The 16,163-nt window shown below is 68.1% G+C and carries 13 protein-coding genes; 6 read left to right on the top strand and 7 right to left on the bottom strand.

Annotation, left to right across the window (positions count from 1 at the left end; all coding sequences use genetic code 11):
* The first annotated feature begins 38 nt into the window (after positions 1-38).
* Complete coding sequence (locus tag ACE37B_RS23335; RefSeq protein WP_409925753.1) at positions 39-470, top strand: Lrp/AsnC family transcriptional regulator; 432 nt, start codon at positions 39-41, stop codon at positions 468-470.
* Between the two features lie 38 nt (positions 471-508).
* On the opposite strand, the gene ACE37B_RS23330 is transcribed toward ACE37B_RS23335, so the two are convergent.
* Positions 509-3,853: a bifunctional proline dehydrogenase/L-glutamate gamma-semialdehyde dehydrogenase gene (locus ACE37B_RS23330; protein ID WP_409925752.1), complete on the bottom strand. Its 3,345-nt coding sequence runs from the start codon at positions 3,851-3,853 to the stop codon at positions 509-511.
* 209 nt (positions 3,854-4,062) lie between these two features.
* Here ACE37B_RS23330 and ACE37B_RS23325 point away from each other — a divergent pair, with 209 nt between their 5' ends.
* The 4 genes from ACE37B_RS23325 (at position 4,063) to ACE37B_RS23310 (ending at position 8,813) form a co-directional block, all read left to right on the top strand.
* Positions 4,063-4,773: a helix-turn-helix domain-containing protein gene (locus tag ACE37B_RS23325; RefSeq protein ID WP_409925751.1), complete on the top strand. Its 711-nt coding sequence runs from the start codon at positions 4,063-4,065 to the stop codon at positions 4,771-4,773.
* 81 nt (positions 4,774-4,854) lie between these two features.
* Positions 4,855-6,009, top strand: coding sequence for an MFS transporter (locus tag ACE37B_RS23320; RefSeq protein ID WP_409925750.1), 1,155 nt, complete (start codon positions 4,855-4,857; stop codon positions 6,007-6,009).
* A 38-nt stretch (positions 6,010-6,047) separates the two neighbouring features.
* On the top strand, positions 6,048-7,502 hold the full coding sequence (locus ACE37B_RS23315) for a serine hydrolase domain-containing protein (RefSeq protein WP_409925749.1): 1,455 nt from the start codon (positions 6,048-6,050) through the stop codon (positions 7,500-7,502).
* A 75-nt stretch (positions 7,503-7,577) separates the two neighbouring features.
* Positions 7,578-8,813 (top strand): acetyl-CoA C-acetyltransferase, encoded by a 1,236-nt coding sequence (locus ACE37B_RS23310; protein ID WP_409925748.1) that lies wholly within the window; start codon positions 7,578-7,580, stop codon positions 8,811-8,813.
* Positions 8,814-8,871: 58 nt separating this feature from the next.
* Here ACE37B_RS23310 and ACE37B_RS23305 read toward each other — a convergent pair whose 3' ends face one another.
* Positions 8,872-10,149 (bottom strand): MFS transporter, encoded by a 1,278-nt coding sequence (locus ACE37B_RS23305; protein WP_409925747.1) that lies wholly within the window; start codon positions 10,147-10,149, stop codon positions 8,872-8,874.
* A 125-nt stretch (positions 10,150-10,274) separates the two neighbouring features.
* On the opposite strand from ACE37B_RS23305, the gene ACE37B_RS23300 reads away from it, so the two are divergent.
* Positions 10,275-11,564 carry a serine hydrolase domain-containing protein gene (locus ACE37B_RS23300; RefSeq protein ID WP_409925746.1) on the top strand — a complete coding sequence of 430 codons (1,290 nt, stop codon included), beginning with the start codon at positions 10,275-10,277 and terminating at the stop codon, positions 11,562-11,564.
* Positions 11,565-11,595: 31 nt separating this feature from the next.
* Here the strand turns inward: ACE37B_RS23300 and ACE37B_RS23295 are convergent, their stop codons facing one another.
* From ACE37B_RS23295 to ACE37B_RS23275, 5 genes are all read right to left on the bottom strand, one after another.
* Complete coding sequence (locus ACE37B_RS23295) at positions 11,596-12,774, bottom strand: AAC(3) family N-acetyltransferase (RefSeq protein WP_409925745.1); 1,179 nt, start codon at positions 12,772-12,774, stop codon at positions 11,596-11,598.
* 110 nt (positions 12,775-12,884) lie between these two features.
* A complete protein-coding gene (locus ACE37B_RS23290; RefSeq protein ID WP_409925744.1) occupies positions 12,885-15,110 on the bottom strand; it encodes a molybdopterin-dependent oxidoreductase in 2,226 nt (741 codons plus the stop codon).
* 122 nt (positions 15,111-15,232) lie between these two features.
* Positions 15,233-15,445, bottom strand: a complete 213-nt coding sequence (locus ACE37B_RS23285; protein WP_409925743.1) for a hypothetical protein — start codon at positions 15,443-15,445, stop codon at positions 15,233-15,235.
* Positions 15,446-15,568: 123 nt separating this feature from the next.
* Positions 15,569-15,760 (bottom strand): hypothetical protein, encoded by a 192-nt coding sequence (locus ACE37B_RS23280; RefSeq protein WP_409925742.1) that lies wholly within the window; start codon positions 15,758-15,760, stop codon positions 15,569-15,571.
* Complete coding sequence (locus tag ACE37B_RS23275; protein WP_409925741.1) at positions 15,757-16,155, bottom strand: hypothetical protein; 399 nt, start codon at positions 16,153-16,155, stop codon at positions 15,757-15,759. The genes ACE37B_RS23280 and ACE37B_RS23275 overlap by 4 nt, the downstream gene beginning before the upstream one ends.
* Between the last annotated feature and the right edge of the window lie 8 nt (positions 16,156-16,163).

The following is a 16,163-nucleotide window of genomic DNA, read 5'->3' as shown; positions in this document are numbered from 1 at the left end:
GCAAGATGTGCACCCAATACACTCACTATGATCAAAACGTGCTCGATCTCGATGACACCGACCGGCGACTGATCGCGCTGTTGCGCACCGATGGGCGAGCGCCCGTCACGACGCTCGCGCGACGACTCGGCGTCACCCGTGCAACGGTCAACAACCGCCTCGATCGGTTGATCGAGTCTGGCGCAGTCCTCGGGTTCACCGTGCGCGTGCGTGAGGACTACGGCGACGACGACGTCCGCGCGGTGTCGCTGATCGAAGTGCAGGGCCGCAACACGACCGAGGTCATCAAGCAGCTGCGAGGCATGCCGGAATTGCAGTCGCTCCACACGACCAACGGCGGTTGGGACCTGGTGGCCGAGATCCGGTGCGCGTCGCTGCGCGACTTCGACGACGTGCTGCTGCGCATCCGCAGTTGCGATGGGGTGATCAACTCCGAGTCGAGTCTGCTGTTGCGCTCGGTGTTGCGCTGACGACACCTGCGACAGAGTGGGTCTGACCCACTCTGTCGCTAGTGCAGCAGACGGCCGTGGCGGTGCATCGTCGTGCTGATCGCCTGTTCTTTGACCCAGTGCTGGAGCTCGAGTCGGCCGTCGGCAACGGGCGGTGTCGTGTCGATGGCGATGTCGGCACGGTGGAGGAGACGTCGTGCTTCGTCGGACATCTCTGTCAGGAGTCGAACCCGATCGACGCCGCGCGCGATCACGTGCTCGGCGAATGCGAGGTCGCTCGACTCCTGAGGTGTCGAACTCTCGACGTCGACACCGGTGATCTCGGCTGCGGCCTTCAGCACGTCGATGGCGACAGCGTCGATCGTTGCGCATCGGACGGCGACGTGGTCGAGCGGCACGTAGCGCAGCACGTTCGACTCGACCGCCAAGCCGGACGGGTCGTGCTGTTGCGTGAACCAGTCGGCCCACGCGGTCCGATAGGCGCGGCGGACACCGTCGAGATCGGTGAGCGCTGCCTCGGAGCTGGCGACGCGTGCGAACTGCGCGACGTAGCCCGGCCCGCCCGCTTTCGCTCCGCCGCCGACCGATGACCGCTTCCATCCGCCGAACGGCTGGCGCTGCACGATCGCGCCGGTGATGTGGCGGTTGACGTAGGCGTTGCCGACCTCGACCGCGGCGAGCCACTGCGCCACCTCGGCGTCGTCGAGCGAGTGGATCCCGCCGGTGAGCCCGAATGCCGTGGCGTTCTGCAGACGAATCGCGTGATCGAGGTCGTCGGCGCGTATCAACCCGAGCACCGGCCCGAAGCACTCCGTGCGATGGAACCACGACCCCTCGCTCACCCCGAGACGCACCCCCGGTGACCACGCTCGGCCGTCGGCGTCGAGACAACGGGGCTCGACCAGCCACGTCTCGCCGGGTTCGAGTGTCGTCAGCGCTCGCTCGAGCGCCCCGGTCGGCGCTTGGACGAGCGGTGCCATCATCGTCGCCGGGTCGGTCGCCGGACCGAGCCGCAAGCTGGTCACCGCGTCACGGAGCCGTCGCTGGAAACTCGGGTTGTCGTACACCTCGCCCACCACGATGCCGAGACTCGCGGCCGAGCATTTCTGGCCAGCGTGGCCGAATGCGGAGCGCACGAGGTCGGCGATCGCCTGATCGAGATCGGCCGCCGGTGTGATCACGAGCGCGTCCTTGCCGCTCGTCTCCGCGAGTAGGCGGAGATCAGGCCGCCAATCGAGGAACATCGAGGCGGTGTCGTACGAGCCGGTCAACACGACGGTGTCGACGTCGCGATGCGTGACGAGTCGCGTGCCCACCGGGCCGTCGTCGCACACGACCAGCTGCAGCACGTCGCGAGGCACGCCGGCACGCCAGAACTGCTCGGCGATCCACGCGCCGGTCGCGACCGACTCCGGTGCCGGCTTGAGGATCACCGAGTTGCCTGCCGCGATCGCCGCGGCCACGCCGCCGGTCGGGATCGCGTACGGGAAGTTCCAGGGTCCGACGACGACGATCACGCCGCGACCGGTCACGATAGATCCGTTCGCCTCGGCGTGATCGAGCGCGTCGCTTCCGGCGGTGGCGTCGTAGCGGCAGAAGTCGATCGCTTCGCTCACCTCGGGGTCGGCCTCGTGCGCGGTCTTCGCGACGTCGTGGGCCATGAGGCCGATCGTCGCGGCGCGCTCGCGCTCCATCAGATCGGCAACGTCGAGCAGCCAGCGTCGGCGCGTCGCACGATCGTGGTCGGCAGACGCGAACGACTCGGTTGCGGTCGCGACGATCTCGTCGATGCGCGCCTCGGCGGTGACGCGGTCGACGACCGGCTGGGGAGGATCGGCGAGGGCGGCCGTGATCGCCGAGCGCACAGCGGTGTCGGTCACGTCGCTGTCGGCGGCATTGTGAAATGCCCCCGACGGGGACGCCGTCGACGCAGGGTCGACGCGATCGGCGTCGTGGTGATCGTGGGAGATCGGAGCGCGGCGTCGACGCGTCGCGACGGAGTGGCGCTCGTCGACGCTGCGCCTGAAGCGTTCGGCCTCCTCGGCGAACAGCGGGGAGTGCGGCGTCAGGGTGAAGAGTGATCGGAGGAAGTTCTCCGGTTGTGTGTTCTCGTCGAGGCGTCGTGTGAGATACGCGATGCTGGCGTCGAAGTCGTCGTCGTCGACCACCGGCGCGTACATCAACAGGTCGCCCGCGTGAGCGTGGACCTGTCGGGCCTGGGCCGGTGCCATGCCTTCGAGCATCTCGAACTGGAGCTGGTCGAGCGCGTCGCGCTCGGCGCCGATGGTCAACGCCCAGGCGACGTCGAACAAGTTGTGGCTCGCGAGACCGATCCGCAGCGACTCAGCCCACTCGGGACGCAACGCCGAGTCGAGGATCGCCTTGTAGCTCGCATCGACGTCGGCCTTGGTCGGATAGGGCGCGGCCGTCCAGCCGTGGAGTTCGGCCTCGGCGCGCTCCATCGCCAGGTTCGCTCCCTTGACGAGGCGGACCTTCACGCAACCCCCGCCTGCTTCGTGGCGCGTCGCCGCCCACGCGCCGAGTCGCTCGAGCGCCTGGTGGGAGTCGGGGAGGTACGCCTGCAGGACGATGCCGGCATCGATCGCCTGGAACTCCGGCTCGCTCAGCACTTGCATGAACGCCTGGAGCGTGAGTTCGAGGTCGCGATACTCCTCCATGTCGAGGTTGACGAACGTGCGCGGCTGCGCGGCCTCGGCCCGTCGGTACACCTGGCGCAGCCGGTCTTCGATGCGAGCCAGCGAATGTTCGAAGGCCAGCGCGTCGAGGTTGGCGACGATCGCCGAGACCTTCACCGACACGTAGTCGACGTCGGCGCCCTCGATTCGTTCGCAGACGATCCGCATCCGCTCGTCGGCTTCGTGATCGGAGAGGATGGCTTCGCCGAGCGGGTTGACGTTGAGCCGTACGCCTTCCTCGCTGCGCTGTGCGACGTGGTCGGCGAAGGCCGGGTCGCGGGCGGGGAGCACGATGCCGCGCGTCTCGTGCTTGATCCGGCGGACGACGAGTGGCATCACGAGACGCGGGAGCAGTGGTGCGACGAGTGCGCCGACGCGAAGCAGGAGCTGGTCGACGCGCCCGACCGCGGTCGTCGGGTGACGCCGTACGACGTCGGCGAACGTCTTCGCCGCAGCGGTCGGCGAGTCGATCCGCACGACCTGATCGGTGAGCGCGAAGATCATCTCTCGTCCGGACGGGTCGGCCAGGAGCGCTCCGAGCCGCGCCTGTCGTCGACGTTCGGACCGAGACATGTCCTCGAGGCTGTCGGCCAGCAGTGTGCGGGCGAGCGCGACGGCGCGGTCGGCGAGCTTCGCGTCGGTGTCATGGTCGTGGTCTGACCAGATGGGGGCGTGATCGCGATCGATCTCGGACGGTACGGTCTCCATGTATCCAGGCAAATCGAGATCCCGGCCCGGGTCTTGTATCGATTCGCCGCACCGGAACGAGGATTCGTACCGGTGCGGCCTGAGCCAGCCTCGGGAGCCGTCGTTGCATCGCGATACGGCAGCACGACGTGGCACCGCGATGTGGCACGGCGATGTGGCACGGCGATGTCGCACCGCGATGTCGCACCGCGATGTGGTGTGATGGTGCGATGCTGGATCGCTCGCTCGAGGCGGTGACCGACGTGCTCGCGACCACGCCACACGTCATGTTCTGCGTCAAGTCGAGCGATGGCCGGTACCTGTCGGCCAACCAGGCGTTCGCCGATCGCGCCGGCGTCGATCACCCAGGCGACGTGGTCGGGCGCCGCGCCCGCGAACTCTTTCCGTTCGAGTTGGCCGAGCAGTACGAGCGCCAAGACGACGAGGTACTGCACTCCGGTCGCATGCTCACCAACGAGCTGGAGGTGATCACCCGTCCCGACCGATCCTTCGGGTGGTTCTTGACGTCGAAGTCTCGCTGGACCGATACCGACGGGGTGCCGGTCGGAGTCGTCAGTGTGTCGATCGACTTGCGAACGCCTGTCGATGCCGCAGCGCCCCACGCGCAGCTCGCGGCGGCCGTCGACGTCGCACGGCGGCGATACGCGGAGCAACTCCTCGTCAGTGATCTGGCCGTGGCCGCCGACATGACCGTCGCACAACTCGAACGCACGGCTCGGCGGGTGCTGGGTCTCACACCCAAGCAGTTGATCATGCGGTTCCGTGTGGAGCGAGCGTTGCAGCTGTTGGTCACCACATCGGACCCGATCGCCGACGTCGCGCACGCGTGTGGCTACTACGACCAGAGCGCCTTCGGCCGACATTTCCGGCGCGTCGTCGGCACGTCGCCGTCCGCGTACCGAGCGACGCATCGACCCTGACCGCCTCGCCGGCGCTGGGTGGGTGGCGCCCCGAGGTGGCCGACTGACTTGCGCACCGGCACGACCGGCAAGAATGAGCCGATGTCGGACACGGTCGCACGAGAGCAGTCGTCTCGTGTGATCACCGTGGCCACGTTGCCGTTCCTGCTCGGCGGGTTCCTCGGACCGGTCGGGACCATGAGTGTCATCTCGATCTATCCGGAGCTGCGCGACACCTTCGATGCGTCGACGAGCGCCGTCAACTGGTCGCTGAGCGGTTACCTCCTGCCGATGGCGGCGCTGATGCTCGTGTCGGGCACCATCGGCGAGCGCTACGGCCGTCGTCGGGTCACTCGGATCACCTTCATCGGCTATGCGATCGCGTCGGTGCTGTGCGCCCTCGCACCGAACCTCGGCCTGTTCATCGCCGCTCGCGTCATGCAGGGGGTGTGCAACGCGTTCATCACGCCGTTGCTGATCGCGGGCTTGTCGGAAGTGATCGCCCCCTCCCGTCTCGGACGCGCTGTCGGCGTGTACGCCGGGTTCCAGGCGGCCGGCGGCGCGATGGCTCCCTTCATCAGCGGGCTGGCGGCCGTCGTCAATTGGCGCCTCACCTACGTCGTGATCGGTGCGGTCGCGGTCACGCTCGCGTTCCGTCCGCCGAGCGGCGAGCCGCGGCCCGCCGCATCGGCGCCGCCGATCCGCCCGTTGCTCACGCGACGGATGTCGGCGCTGTGGCTCGCCGCACTCTCGGCTGCAGCGGGGCCGATCGGTCTCGGCGTGCTGATCGGCGTGCACCTGCGTGACGAGTTCGGTGTCAGTTCGTCGACGACGGGGATCGTGTTGCTCGTCGCCGGCTTGTCGACCATGGCGTTGAGTCCGACCTGGGGCCGCCTGATCGACGTCTGGGGTCCGCGCCGCGCCGCGCTGGTGTCGGCGTTGAGCGTCACGGTGCTGACCGCGCCGCTCGGGCTCATCGGCAACTCGTGGTGGCTGGCAGCAGCGTGGGTCGTCGGCTCGGCGCTGGTGGGGTTCGTGCCGGTCAATCTGCAGCACCTCGCGGCGATCGCGGTACCGGACAACCGGGGTGGTGCGCTGTCGTCGGTGTTGTCGTTCCGGTTCTTCGGCCACGCGATCGGGCCGGTGATCTGGGTGCCGCTGCTCGCCGACTCGCCCGGCTGGGCGTTCGGCGGCGCCGCCGCGCTCGGCCTGGTCACGCTCGGTGCGCTGCTGGCCTCGACGTCGGCTCGCGACTGACACCGCGAGCGCAGCTGTCGCTGCCACGATGGTCGACGATGTCCGCTCGCTCGAACTCGCCGTCGAAGGCTGTCCCGGTGTCGACGGCGCGCAGGCCGACGCGAACGGGTGCCGCACTGCTCTCGCTGGTGTCGCTGGTGGTCGGGTCGTGTGGCGGCACCGATGTGGTCGCCGTGCCAGGCGTGGCCGACCCGGCGACGCCGACCGGGCCGGTCGCCGCGTCTGCTCCGGCGTTCGTGCCGGTCGACGCAGCCCCCACGAGTTCACCGGTCGTCACGCACGATGCCGGCCCGGTCAGCACCGTCGCATCCGAGACGGTGCTCGACACGATCGCTCGCCCAGAGTCGACTGGGATCTCGACCGGTCTCTCGACCGGCTCATCTGCGGGCAACGCTGCCGGTGCGGTGGTGCTGCCGCAGGTGTCGGGCTGGCCGGCGTTCGATCTGCACCTGCAGACGTTGCTCGCGGGCGGGTCGAGCGCCGTCTCGGCGACGGTGCTGCGCGATGGCGAGATCGTCCACGAGGTCGCCATGGGTAACCGTCTGCTGGACGGGTCGGACCCGGTGACGATCGGCGACCGGTATCGGGTCGCGAGCATCAGCAAGGTGATCACCGCGATCACGATGCTGCAACTGGTCGAGGCGGGCTTGATCGATCTCGACGCGCCGGTCGGGGAACGCCTTGCCGCACGCGTCGGCGTCACCGCGACGAGCGATGTCGCTCGGATCACGCTGCGGCAACTGCTCACGCACCGGTCGGGCATCGGCCAGTACGAGGACCTGATGTTCCGACGTCAGGTCGAGTCGTGTCCGGCTGCCGGAGCGATGGCGCTCGGCCGAGGACTCGAGCGGCTCCCGGGGACGACGTTTCGCTACAGCAACGTCAACTTCTGTCTGCTCGGCGAGTTGATCGAGGACGTGACCGGGGAGCGGTACGTCGACGTGGTCGCCCGCGAGCTCCTGACGCCGCTCGGGCTCGACGGGATGCGACTCGCCGGGACGTTCGACCTCGGCGACGGCGACGTCGAACACGACTCCGATGCGGGACGGAACTACATGGAGGTGCTCGACGGCGCGGGCTCGTGGATCGCTTCGTCGACCGACGTGGCGGTGATCATCGACTCGCTGGACCTCACGACGCCGGGGTGGAAGCCGCTCGGCCCGGCTGCGCTCGGCGCGATGACCACGATCACCGTCGACCCCGAGCCGCCTGCCACATCACCGGGTGAGTCGCCTGGTGCGACGTCGAGCGTCCCGCCGCCGACCGTCGTGCCGGTGCCACCGACGAGCGGCTACGGCATGGGCCTGATGATCTTCGGCCCCGGGTCGTACGGGCACACCGGAACGCTCGAGAGCACGAGTGCGATGACCGTGCGCCGCCCCGACGGGATCACGTGGGCGATCACGGTCAGTGGCGACGAACCCGGATCGGGTCGGGACCTGTTCGCCGTGATCGACGCCGCGTTTCGCTACGCCGGTGTGCTCGACCCCTGACGTCGCGCTCGCGTCGCTGCGCTGCGGCGTCGCCGCCTTCTTCGCGGTGGCGTCGCGAGACGTAACGTCGAGCCCATGTCTGACGCATTGATCATCGACGCCTGCCGTACGCCTCGCGGTATCGGCAAGCAAGGCAAGGGGGCACTCGCCCACCTGCATCCGCAACACGTCGCGGCGACCGTGCTCAAGGCACTGGTCGAACGCAACGGGTTCGACACCGCCGACGTCGACGACGTCGTGTGGGGAACCAGCTCGCAGGTCGGCGAGCAGGGCGGCGACCTGGGCCGCATGGCGGCGCTGGATGCCGGCTACGACATCACCGCCAGCGGCGCCACCCTCGACCGGTTCTGCGGGTCGGGTATCACCACGGCGAACTTCGCCGCGCATTCGGTGATGGCGGGGATGGAAGATCTCGTCGTGTCCGGCGGCACCGAGATGATGTCGCTGCCGAAGAAGGGCATCTTGCCGATGGGTGCGAACAACGCGCACCTGCAGGAGCTGCATCCGCAATCGCACCAGGGCGTCTGCGCCGACGCGATCGCCACGCTCGAGGGAATCCCGCGCGAGGTCCTCGACGCGCTGGCCGTCGAGTCGCAGCGACGCGCCGACGTGGCCATCCGCGAGGGCCGTTTCGACAAGTCACTCGTCCCCGTGCTGAACCTCGACGGTTCGATCGCTCTCGATCGTGAGGAGTTCCCGCGTCCTGGTACGACGCTGGAGTCGCTCGCCAAGCTGCCGCCGAGCTTTCCGGCGATCGCCGACTACCGACACACGTCCGAAGACGGCACGGTGCCGAAGTCGTTCCGTGAGCTGATCAACCAGCGCTACCCCGACCTCGACATCCAGCATGTCCACCACGCCGGCAACTCCTCGGGCGTCGTCGACGGAGCCGCCGCGATCTTGTTCGCCAGCGAGAGCTACGCGAAGGCGCACGGCCTCTCGGCGCGGGCGCGAGTCGTCGCCACCGCGAACATGGGCGACGACCCGACGCTGATGCTCAATGCTCCCGTTCCGGCCGCTCGCAAGGTCCTCGAGCGGGCGGGCATGACGCTGGCCGACATCGACATCTTCGAGATCAACGAGGCGTTCGCCGTGGTGTCGGAGAAGTTCCAGCGCGACCTCGACCTCGACCGTGACAAGGTCAACGTCAACGGTGGAGCGATGGCGCTCGGGCATCCGATCGGTGCGACCGGAGCGATCCTCATCGGCACGGTGCTCGACGAATTGGAGCGCACCGACAAGCAGGTCGGCCTCATCACGATGTGCGCCGGCGGTGGCATGGCCCCGGCCATCATCATCGAACGCGTCTGACCCACGCCCACACCCAAAGGTCATCGTGCCAGGCACGATGACCTTTGGGTGTGAGCGATCACGGTGTGCTTCGCGGGATCCAGCGCGTGGCGAGTGCTCCAGCGAGGAACAGCGCGCCGGCCATGACGACGAGCCCCGCGATGGGCGCCGTGTCGTCGATCGACGTAACGGTCAACAACGCGAACGCAGCGACGCTCACGATCCCTGAGCCGAACGCGCGGACGCTCGTGACCGTGGCACGCGTGCGTCGCGGGAGCTGCTGTTGGAAACGGGCGTCGCCGATGATCCACGTCACCTCCAACGTGGCATAGCCGACCCCGATCAGCAAGAGCGGCCACAGCGGCGTGACGATCACGGCGACGGCGATGAGCGCAGCGCCGATCATCAACGCGACGCCGGTCGCCCGGGCGGACACCCCCGGGCGCCGCGCCGCGTACTCGTCGCCGATCATCAGGCCGACGAAGACGACCAGGACGAAAACCGGAATGATGCCCGTCGCCGCCCCTCGGTCGGCCGCCAAGAGCGGGACGTACTCGTCGATGACGAACAGCCCTTCGAGCAACGCGCCCAGGATGATCAATCGCATGGCGACCGGAGAGCGCCGCGCGTGGCGGAGCCCGCCGCGCAGCGTCGAGACCCAACTCGACAGCGACGTCGTGCCGACCGCGTCGATCGCGCCGATCGCGTCGATCGCGTCGATCGACTCTCGCGTGTCGGTCGCGGCTGGTGCGTCGGTGTGTTTGACCCAGCGGACGTCGGGGAGCCGGAGCACCAGGGTGATCGACACGAGGTGGATCGCGACCGTGAGCCAACCCAGATGCTCGATGGTCGCGCCGAGTGCGACCCCGGCTGTCGCAACGAGCGTTCCCAGCGCGATGCCTGCGTTGGAGAACTGATGCGTTCTGGCCATCACCGTCGGATAGCCGGCTTCGTCGTCGGCAGCGGTCAACTCGTCGTGGATCAACGCTTCCCAGGCTCCGCTCGCCAGCGACGAATGGATCGACCACAGCAGCGCGCCGATGATCACGCCCGCATAGCTCGGCTCCACCAGCCACACCGCGATGCCGATGCCTCGCAACACGAACGCGAACGCCACGAGCTTTCGCCGATCGACGAGATCGGCGAGTGCACCGCTCGGCACCTCGAACACGATGGCGACGACCGACCACAGCAGGAAGACGGTGGAGATCTGCGCAGTGGTGATGCCGTTGTCGACGAACAGGATGGTGTACAGCGCGTAGATCGGACCGAATTCGTCGACGAAGCCGAGCCCGTAGATGCGGCGGCGAACACGGTGTTCGGGGCGCGAGCCGGTCGGGAGCGGGGCGCTGTCCATCGGAATCTGCAGCGACAGTATCCGTAGCCGACCGTCGGCTCTGCAGGAGTTCAGCGGGGTCGTGAGTTCGGCTCGTGCGTGGCTCGTGCGTGGCCTTGGGTTCGTCGCACGCATATGGTGATTCGATGTTTCGCACTCTCGTCGTCGCGTCGTCCGTTGCCCTGATCGCCGCCGCGTGCGGCGGCTCCGACTCTGAGCCGGCCGCCACCGATTCCGCAACGACCGAAGCGACCGACGCACCCGTCGCGACCGAGGCACCGGCCCTGACCGAGGAACCCGCGACGACCGACGCTCCCGCGACGACGGAGTCGCCGACTACGACTACGACTATGGAGCCGGAGCCGGAGCCGGAGCCGGAGCCGGAGCCGGAGCCGGAGCCGGAGCCGGAGCGGGACTTCTCTGCGGTGGATCCGATCGTGCGGGCGTTCGTCGACGACCGAGGCCTGAACGGCGCCGGCCTCATCGTGGTCCACGAGGACGACGGCGTGATCCACCACGAGCATTGGGGCGAGTTCGACGAGGATCGCATCTCGCTCGTCGCCTCGTCGACGAAGATGATCACCGCAGGAGTCCTCCTACGTCTGCAGGACGACGGCCTGTTGGACATGAACGCTCCGATCGCTCAAGCGGTCGAATGGGGCGCCGGCAATCCCGACATCACGCCAGCGCAACTCGTCTCGAACAGTTCCGGCCTGGTCGGCCTCGAGCCCGATCCGGCGTACGGCCCCTACGTCTGTCAGTTCCTCCCGGTCGGGACGATGCAGGACTGCGCCGCGCAGATCTTCACCACCCCCGACGACGACGCCGACGTGATCGCACCCGACACCGAGTTCCGCTACGGCGGCGCCCAGTGGCAGATCGCCGGCGCACTCGCCGAAGCGGTCTCGGGCCGGTCGTGGGCCGAGTTGATCGACGAGATCTACGTCGAGCCATGCGGTCTCGAGACGCTCGGCTACAACAACCACTTCACCCAGTTCGGTCCGGGCGGATTCGACTACCCGACAGCGTTCGACGGGGACCCCTCGACGCTCGCGCCGACCGACAACCCGAACATGGAGGGTGGGGCGTACATCACCACCGGCGACTACGGCAAGTTGCTGCTGATGCATCTCCGTGACGGGATGTGCGACGACGTGCAGGTGCTGTCGTCCGAGGCGTTGGCGACCATGCACGACGACCGCGTCGGCGAGGTCTACGGAGGTGACGCGCGCGAAGGTGGTGTCGGGTACGGCATGGGTTGGTGGGTCGATCGTGAGACGGGTCGCATCAACGATCCCGGTGCCTACGGTTCGGTGCCGTGGCTCGACCTGGACGACGGGTACGGCGCGTTCCTCGTCGTCGAAGCCGACTCGGTGACCGGCAACGAACTCGCCGCACAGCTCTACGACGTCGTCCACGCGGCCGTCGTCGGCTGACGCTACGCCGAATCGTGTGGGCCGTCGTCCTTCAGCGCGGTCGGTGCGCTGCGATCCATCTCGTGGCGAAGTCGATCAGCTCGGGCATCGGCAGCCGACGAACCTCGGCCGCGCCGAGCGGTGCCCGCGTCTGGGTCCCGCCAGCGGCGGTGTAGGCATCGCCGAGCAGCACGAAGTCACGCTCGTCGACGTCGACGTGGGAGAACTCCACCCAACGGTCCTGGCCGTCCACCAGCATCGGCACACCGTCTCGTCTCGTCGGTGCATCGGCGCCCAGGGCGCGGACTTCGGCCAGATGGAGTGCGGTGTTGTTGCCATGGCCGACGCCGATCAGCACGATGTCCGCCCCCGCCGCTTCGAGTCTCGCCAGCGGCGATCGGTCGCCGAGGCCGTCGACCAGGTCGTGTGGGTGCATCAACTCGGGGGCGCGTGGTCCGTGGGCGATGAACCCGAGCGCCGGATGACCACTGTGCACCACACCGGGAAGTCGAGAGAAGCAGTCGGCGACGGCCCCCATCCCTCGCATCGGGGTGATCACCGGGTCGAACGCCGGCCAGTGCGCTCGGATCGTCGGCCACCAATCCTTCGGCACCGGCGGAGCCTGCCACTGTGACGGGTCGCTGAGGCCCGTCTGCGCTGGCATGACGATCGTGCCACCATCGCCCACGACCGAACGCAGTGCCCGAACCACTGCGACCGCGTTGCCGACGACCCATCCCAGCGCCGACAGTGAGCAGTGCACGATCACCGTCGATCCAGTCGCCACGCCGGCCGTGCGCAGCGACGCCTCGACGTCGGTCTGGGTGACGGGCCGGTCCCCTCTGGCCACAGCGCCAGCCTCGCCGGCAAGCTCGGCTGCCACGGTCGCCTGATGAAAGCAGCACCGCCATCCGTCCGTCGTCTGCCGCCACCATCCGGTGCGGTGGACGGCACCCGGACCGTCGTCGTGGTGGGTCGTGTACCGCACGACGACGAGTCCGGCAGTGACCAGATGGCCGCTCATCGGACCGACGGTGACGCCGTCGAGGCCCGGCTCGGCGGCGAGCGCCGCAACGATGTCGTCGCGGCCGTACTCGCGCCCCGACTTGCCGATCTCGACGAAGTCGTCGTCGAGCAGCGATGCCACCCGATTGGGTTCGGCGCGGCACCCGGGGTCCAGCAACTCGAGCTCGCAACCGACGGCGGCATCGACGTCGTCGAGGTCGTTCACACGGTCGACCGTACTGCGCCCGGCGGCCACGCGAGCGACGGGATTCCACGCCCCATCGACCCGAAGCTCATGATGCAGGTCATGGTGCCTGGCACGATGACCTGGGTGGTTCAGGGGAGGAGTGCGTCCTCGCTCACGGGTTCGACGCTGACGGGGATCGCGCTCTGGACCGCTTGGCCGGTGATCGTGCAGTAGCCGTTGTCGACGTCGATGAGTCGATTGGTCGGTGCGCCGATGTCGCGCACCTTCTCGTCGGTGCCGTTCGACGAGCCCCAACTGTGCGCCATCGAGATGACGCCGCGGCGCACGTCGGGAGCACCCTTCACGACACCGATCAACTCGGCATGGGGGGAAGCGATCCGTACGAGGTCGTCGTCGGCGATGCCGAGGTCGTCGAGGTCGGCGGGATGCATGTACGCGTAGTTGGTCGAGTTCTTGCGAGCCAGCCCGGGCAGCTCGCGGCCGAGCGAGTTGAGGTGCGACTTCAACCGCCGGCTGATCAGTCGGAAGGTGTGGACCGCCGGGTCGAACCCCGCCATCACCTCGGCGGAGGTCGTCTCGCTACGGACGGCGTGCAACTCCTCCATGTGGTCGTCGAGCGCGACGTGGAACCGGCCCGATGCATCCGGATCTGCCGGCGAGACGGTGATCGCGTACTCGGGCACGACCGTGCCGTTCTTCGCGCGCACCTCTGACAACGGCACCCGAGACTTCGCGTAGACGAGGTCGAGGACGTCGTCATCGCTCGGCCGTGACCCGTCGGCGTGACGGTGCGGAATCGACCCGCCCGGGAGTTCGATGTCGACGCCGAGTCGTTCGGCGATCTCCCAGTAGACCTCCCAGTCGTTGAGCAGGTCGCCCTCGGGCTCGGTCACGACAGCGGGCGTGTAGCAGGCGTAGGGCTCGCGGAACCAGCGGTCCATGAACGGCGGAACGTCGGCACGCTCGAGCGACAAGCGCGGCGCGAAGACGTAGTCGGCGTAGTCGGCGGTCTGGGTGAGGCGGTGGTCGATCACGACCAGCAACTCGAGTGACTCCATCGCAGCGATGGACTTGATCTGATCCGGCCAGGCAGCCACGGGGTTGCCACCGTTGACGATCAGAGCTCGCACCTGTTCGGGGCCGGGCGTGGTGATCTCTTGTGCCAGCGTCGAGCAGGGCATTTCGCCGTTGTAGCCGTGCAGCCCGCGAAATCGGCTCTGAGGGCCCTTCGGGTTGCCGAACGGGCCGATGACCTGCGCTCGCTTCGGCGCGGCGGGTGGCAACAGACCCCCCGAGTCCATCTGCTGTCCTTCGCGTAGGTAGCGCCCGCAAACGACGTTGAGACACAGCGACAGGTGTTCCATCAAGCTGGCGTGCGGCGACATGCTCGGCCCGGTTCCGGACCCGCTCGACCCGGTCGGGCCCGCGGCGAACAGCCGGGCGGCCGCGACGATGTCGTCGGCGTCGACGCCGCACCGCTCGGCGGCGTAGTGGGGCGTGAACTGCTCGACCGTCGCCCGCAGCACGTCGAGATGGCCCGGTTCGACCCAGCGGTCGCAGAACGCCGCGTCGTGGAGGTCCTCGGTGAGGATCACGTGGAGGAGCGCAGCGAGCAGCGCAGGGTCTTCGCCGGGCTTCACCTGGAGATGGATGTCGGCCTGTTTGGCGAGTTCGGTGCGGCGCGGGTCGATGACGATCACCTTGAGGCCCTCGGCTTTGCGGCGACGCAGCGTCTGGAACGGGTCGGTGCCCTGGAGGCCGCCGTAGGGAGCGAAGCTCGACACCATCGGGTTGTAGCCGATCGCCAACATGACGTCGGCGGTGCTGAAGTTCTGCGGGCCCGCTTCCCACATGCCCATGCGCATCGGCGCAGTGGCCTTCATCGGCTGGTCGATGGTGACCGACGTGTAGTAGCTGATGGAGCCGACCGCCCGGTGGAACGCCTGCGCCACGGGGTGCGACGGTGCGTTCTGGTAGCCGCCGGTGCCGGTGTAGGAGGCGATGGCACGCGGGCCGTGTTCGTCGAGGATCGCGTGGAGCTTCGCGGCCACCTCGTCGAGAGCGTCGCTGCTCGCGACTTCCTCGAGCGTGCCGTTCGGACTGCGCTTGAGCGCATGGCGGAGTCGGGCGGGATCGTGGATCTGGTCGGGAATCTGGCGACCCTTGATGCACGTGTAGCCCTTGAACAGCGGATCGTCGTCGACGCCACTGATCTTGACGACCTGGCTGCCGTCGAGGTGCACGTCGATCGGACAGGCCGCGTGGCAGATCCGGCAGAACGATCGCTTCACCTCGATCGCCGCGTCGTTGTCGCTCGGTGCGTCGATGCTGACTTCGTTGATGGTGCTCGTCATGTCGATCCCTCTTCCAGGTGTTCCTGCGATCGTACGACGATGCTCTGGTGACCCCCGAGGCAGAGCACCTCGAAGCGATGAGGATGATCCGGTAGCGAGCGGATGAAGCTCATCGGTGGGGGTCAGGTGGGGCGGATCCAGTTGCCGTCGTCGTCGAAGCGCAGTGGCGTGAGTTGGCCCGGAACGATCTCGCGGTCGGTGCCGAGCGCGACGGTCACCTTCTGGTAGCTCCACTTCATGACGTCGAGCGCGAGTTCGACGATCTGCCCCGTGGTGAAGTGTTGGTGCAGCCGGTCGCCGAGCTCCGCCGTGATGCCGGCCGGGTCGACGATCATCGCAGTTGCGAAGTCGATCGCTGCGACGTGTGCATCGGTGAGCTGCGGGTCGGGTGCGTGGAGTTGAGCGACGAGGTCTTCGTCGAGACCATGTTGCTCGGCAACTGCCGAGCGCAGCGACAGTCAAGTACGACAGTCGTGCGCCGTCGCGCAGCGCAGCCGAACGAGTTCGGTGGTGATGGGGTCGACACGGTCGTTGCGTACGGCCGCGGCTGCGAAGTCCATCAGCGCGCCGACGAGTGCGGGTGCGGCTCGTGTTCCGGCGGCGACGCGCGCCGAACGAGACGCTCCATCCGGGCGCGGCGACGCGTTCACGGCAGCACTCCGGCGAAGGCGAGTTCGAGCGTCATTCGTTGTTCGAGCACGAGGATCGCGTTGACGAAACTCACGAGCTCTTCGTCGCCGAGGTGCTCACGCAACCGCCCGGCCTGCTCGTCGGACATCGCGGCGACGTCGACCACGTACTGCTCGGTGAAGTCGAGCGCGGCGCGTTCGCGATCGGTGAACGTGGCGGAGGTGGCCCAGCGGGAGAGCTCGCGACGATCGTCGTCGGTCATCGCCTCGACCGTCGGCCCGTGACGCAGCAGCATCGCGATCCGGTCTCGGCACAGCGCGAGAAGCTCAGCGTCGGTCGAGGCCCACGCCGCTGCATACGCAGCGTCGAGTGCCGCCAGCGCATCGGTGTCGTCGAGCCAGTCGGACAAATTCATGCCGGTTC

The sequence above is a fragment of the Ilumatobacter sp. genome, assembly GCF_046290335.1.
Taxonomy (GTDB): domain Bacteria; phylum Actinomycetota; class Acidimicrobiia; order Acidimicrobiales; family Ilumatobacteraceae; genus Ilumatobacter_A.
This window is presented reverse-complemented; position numbering and strand designations above follow the sequence as displayed.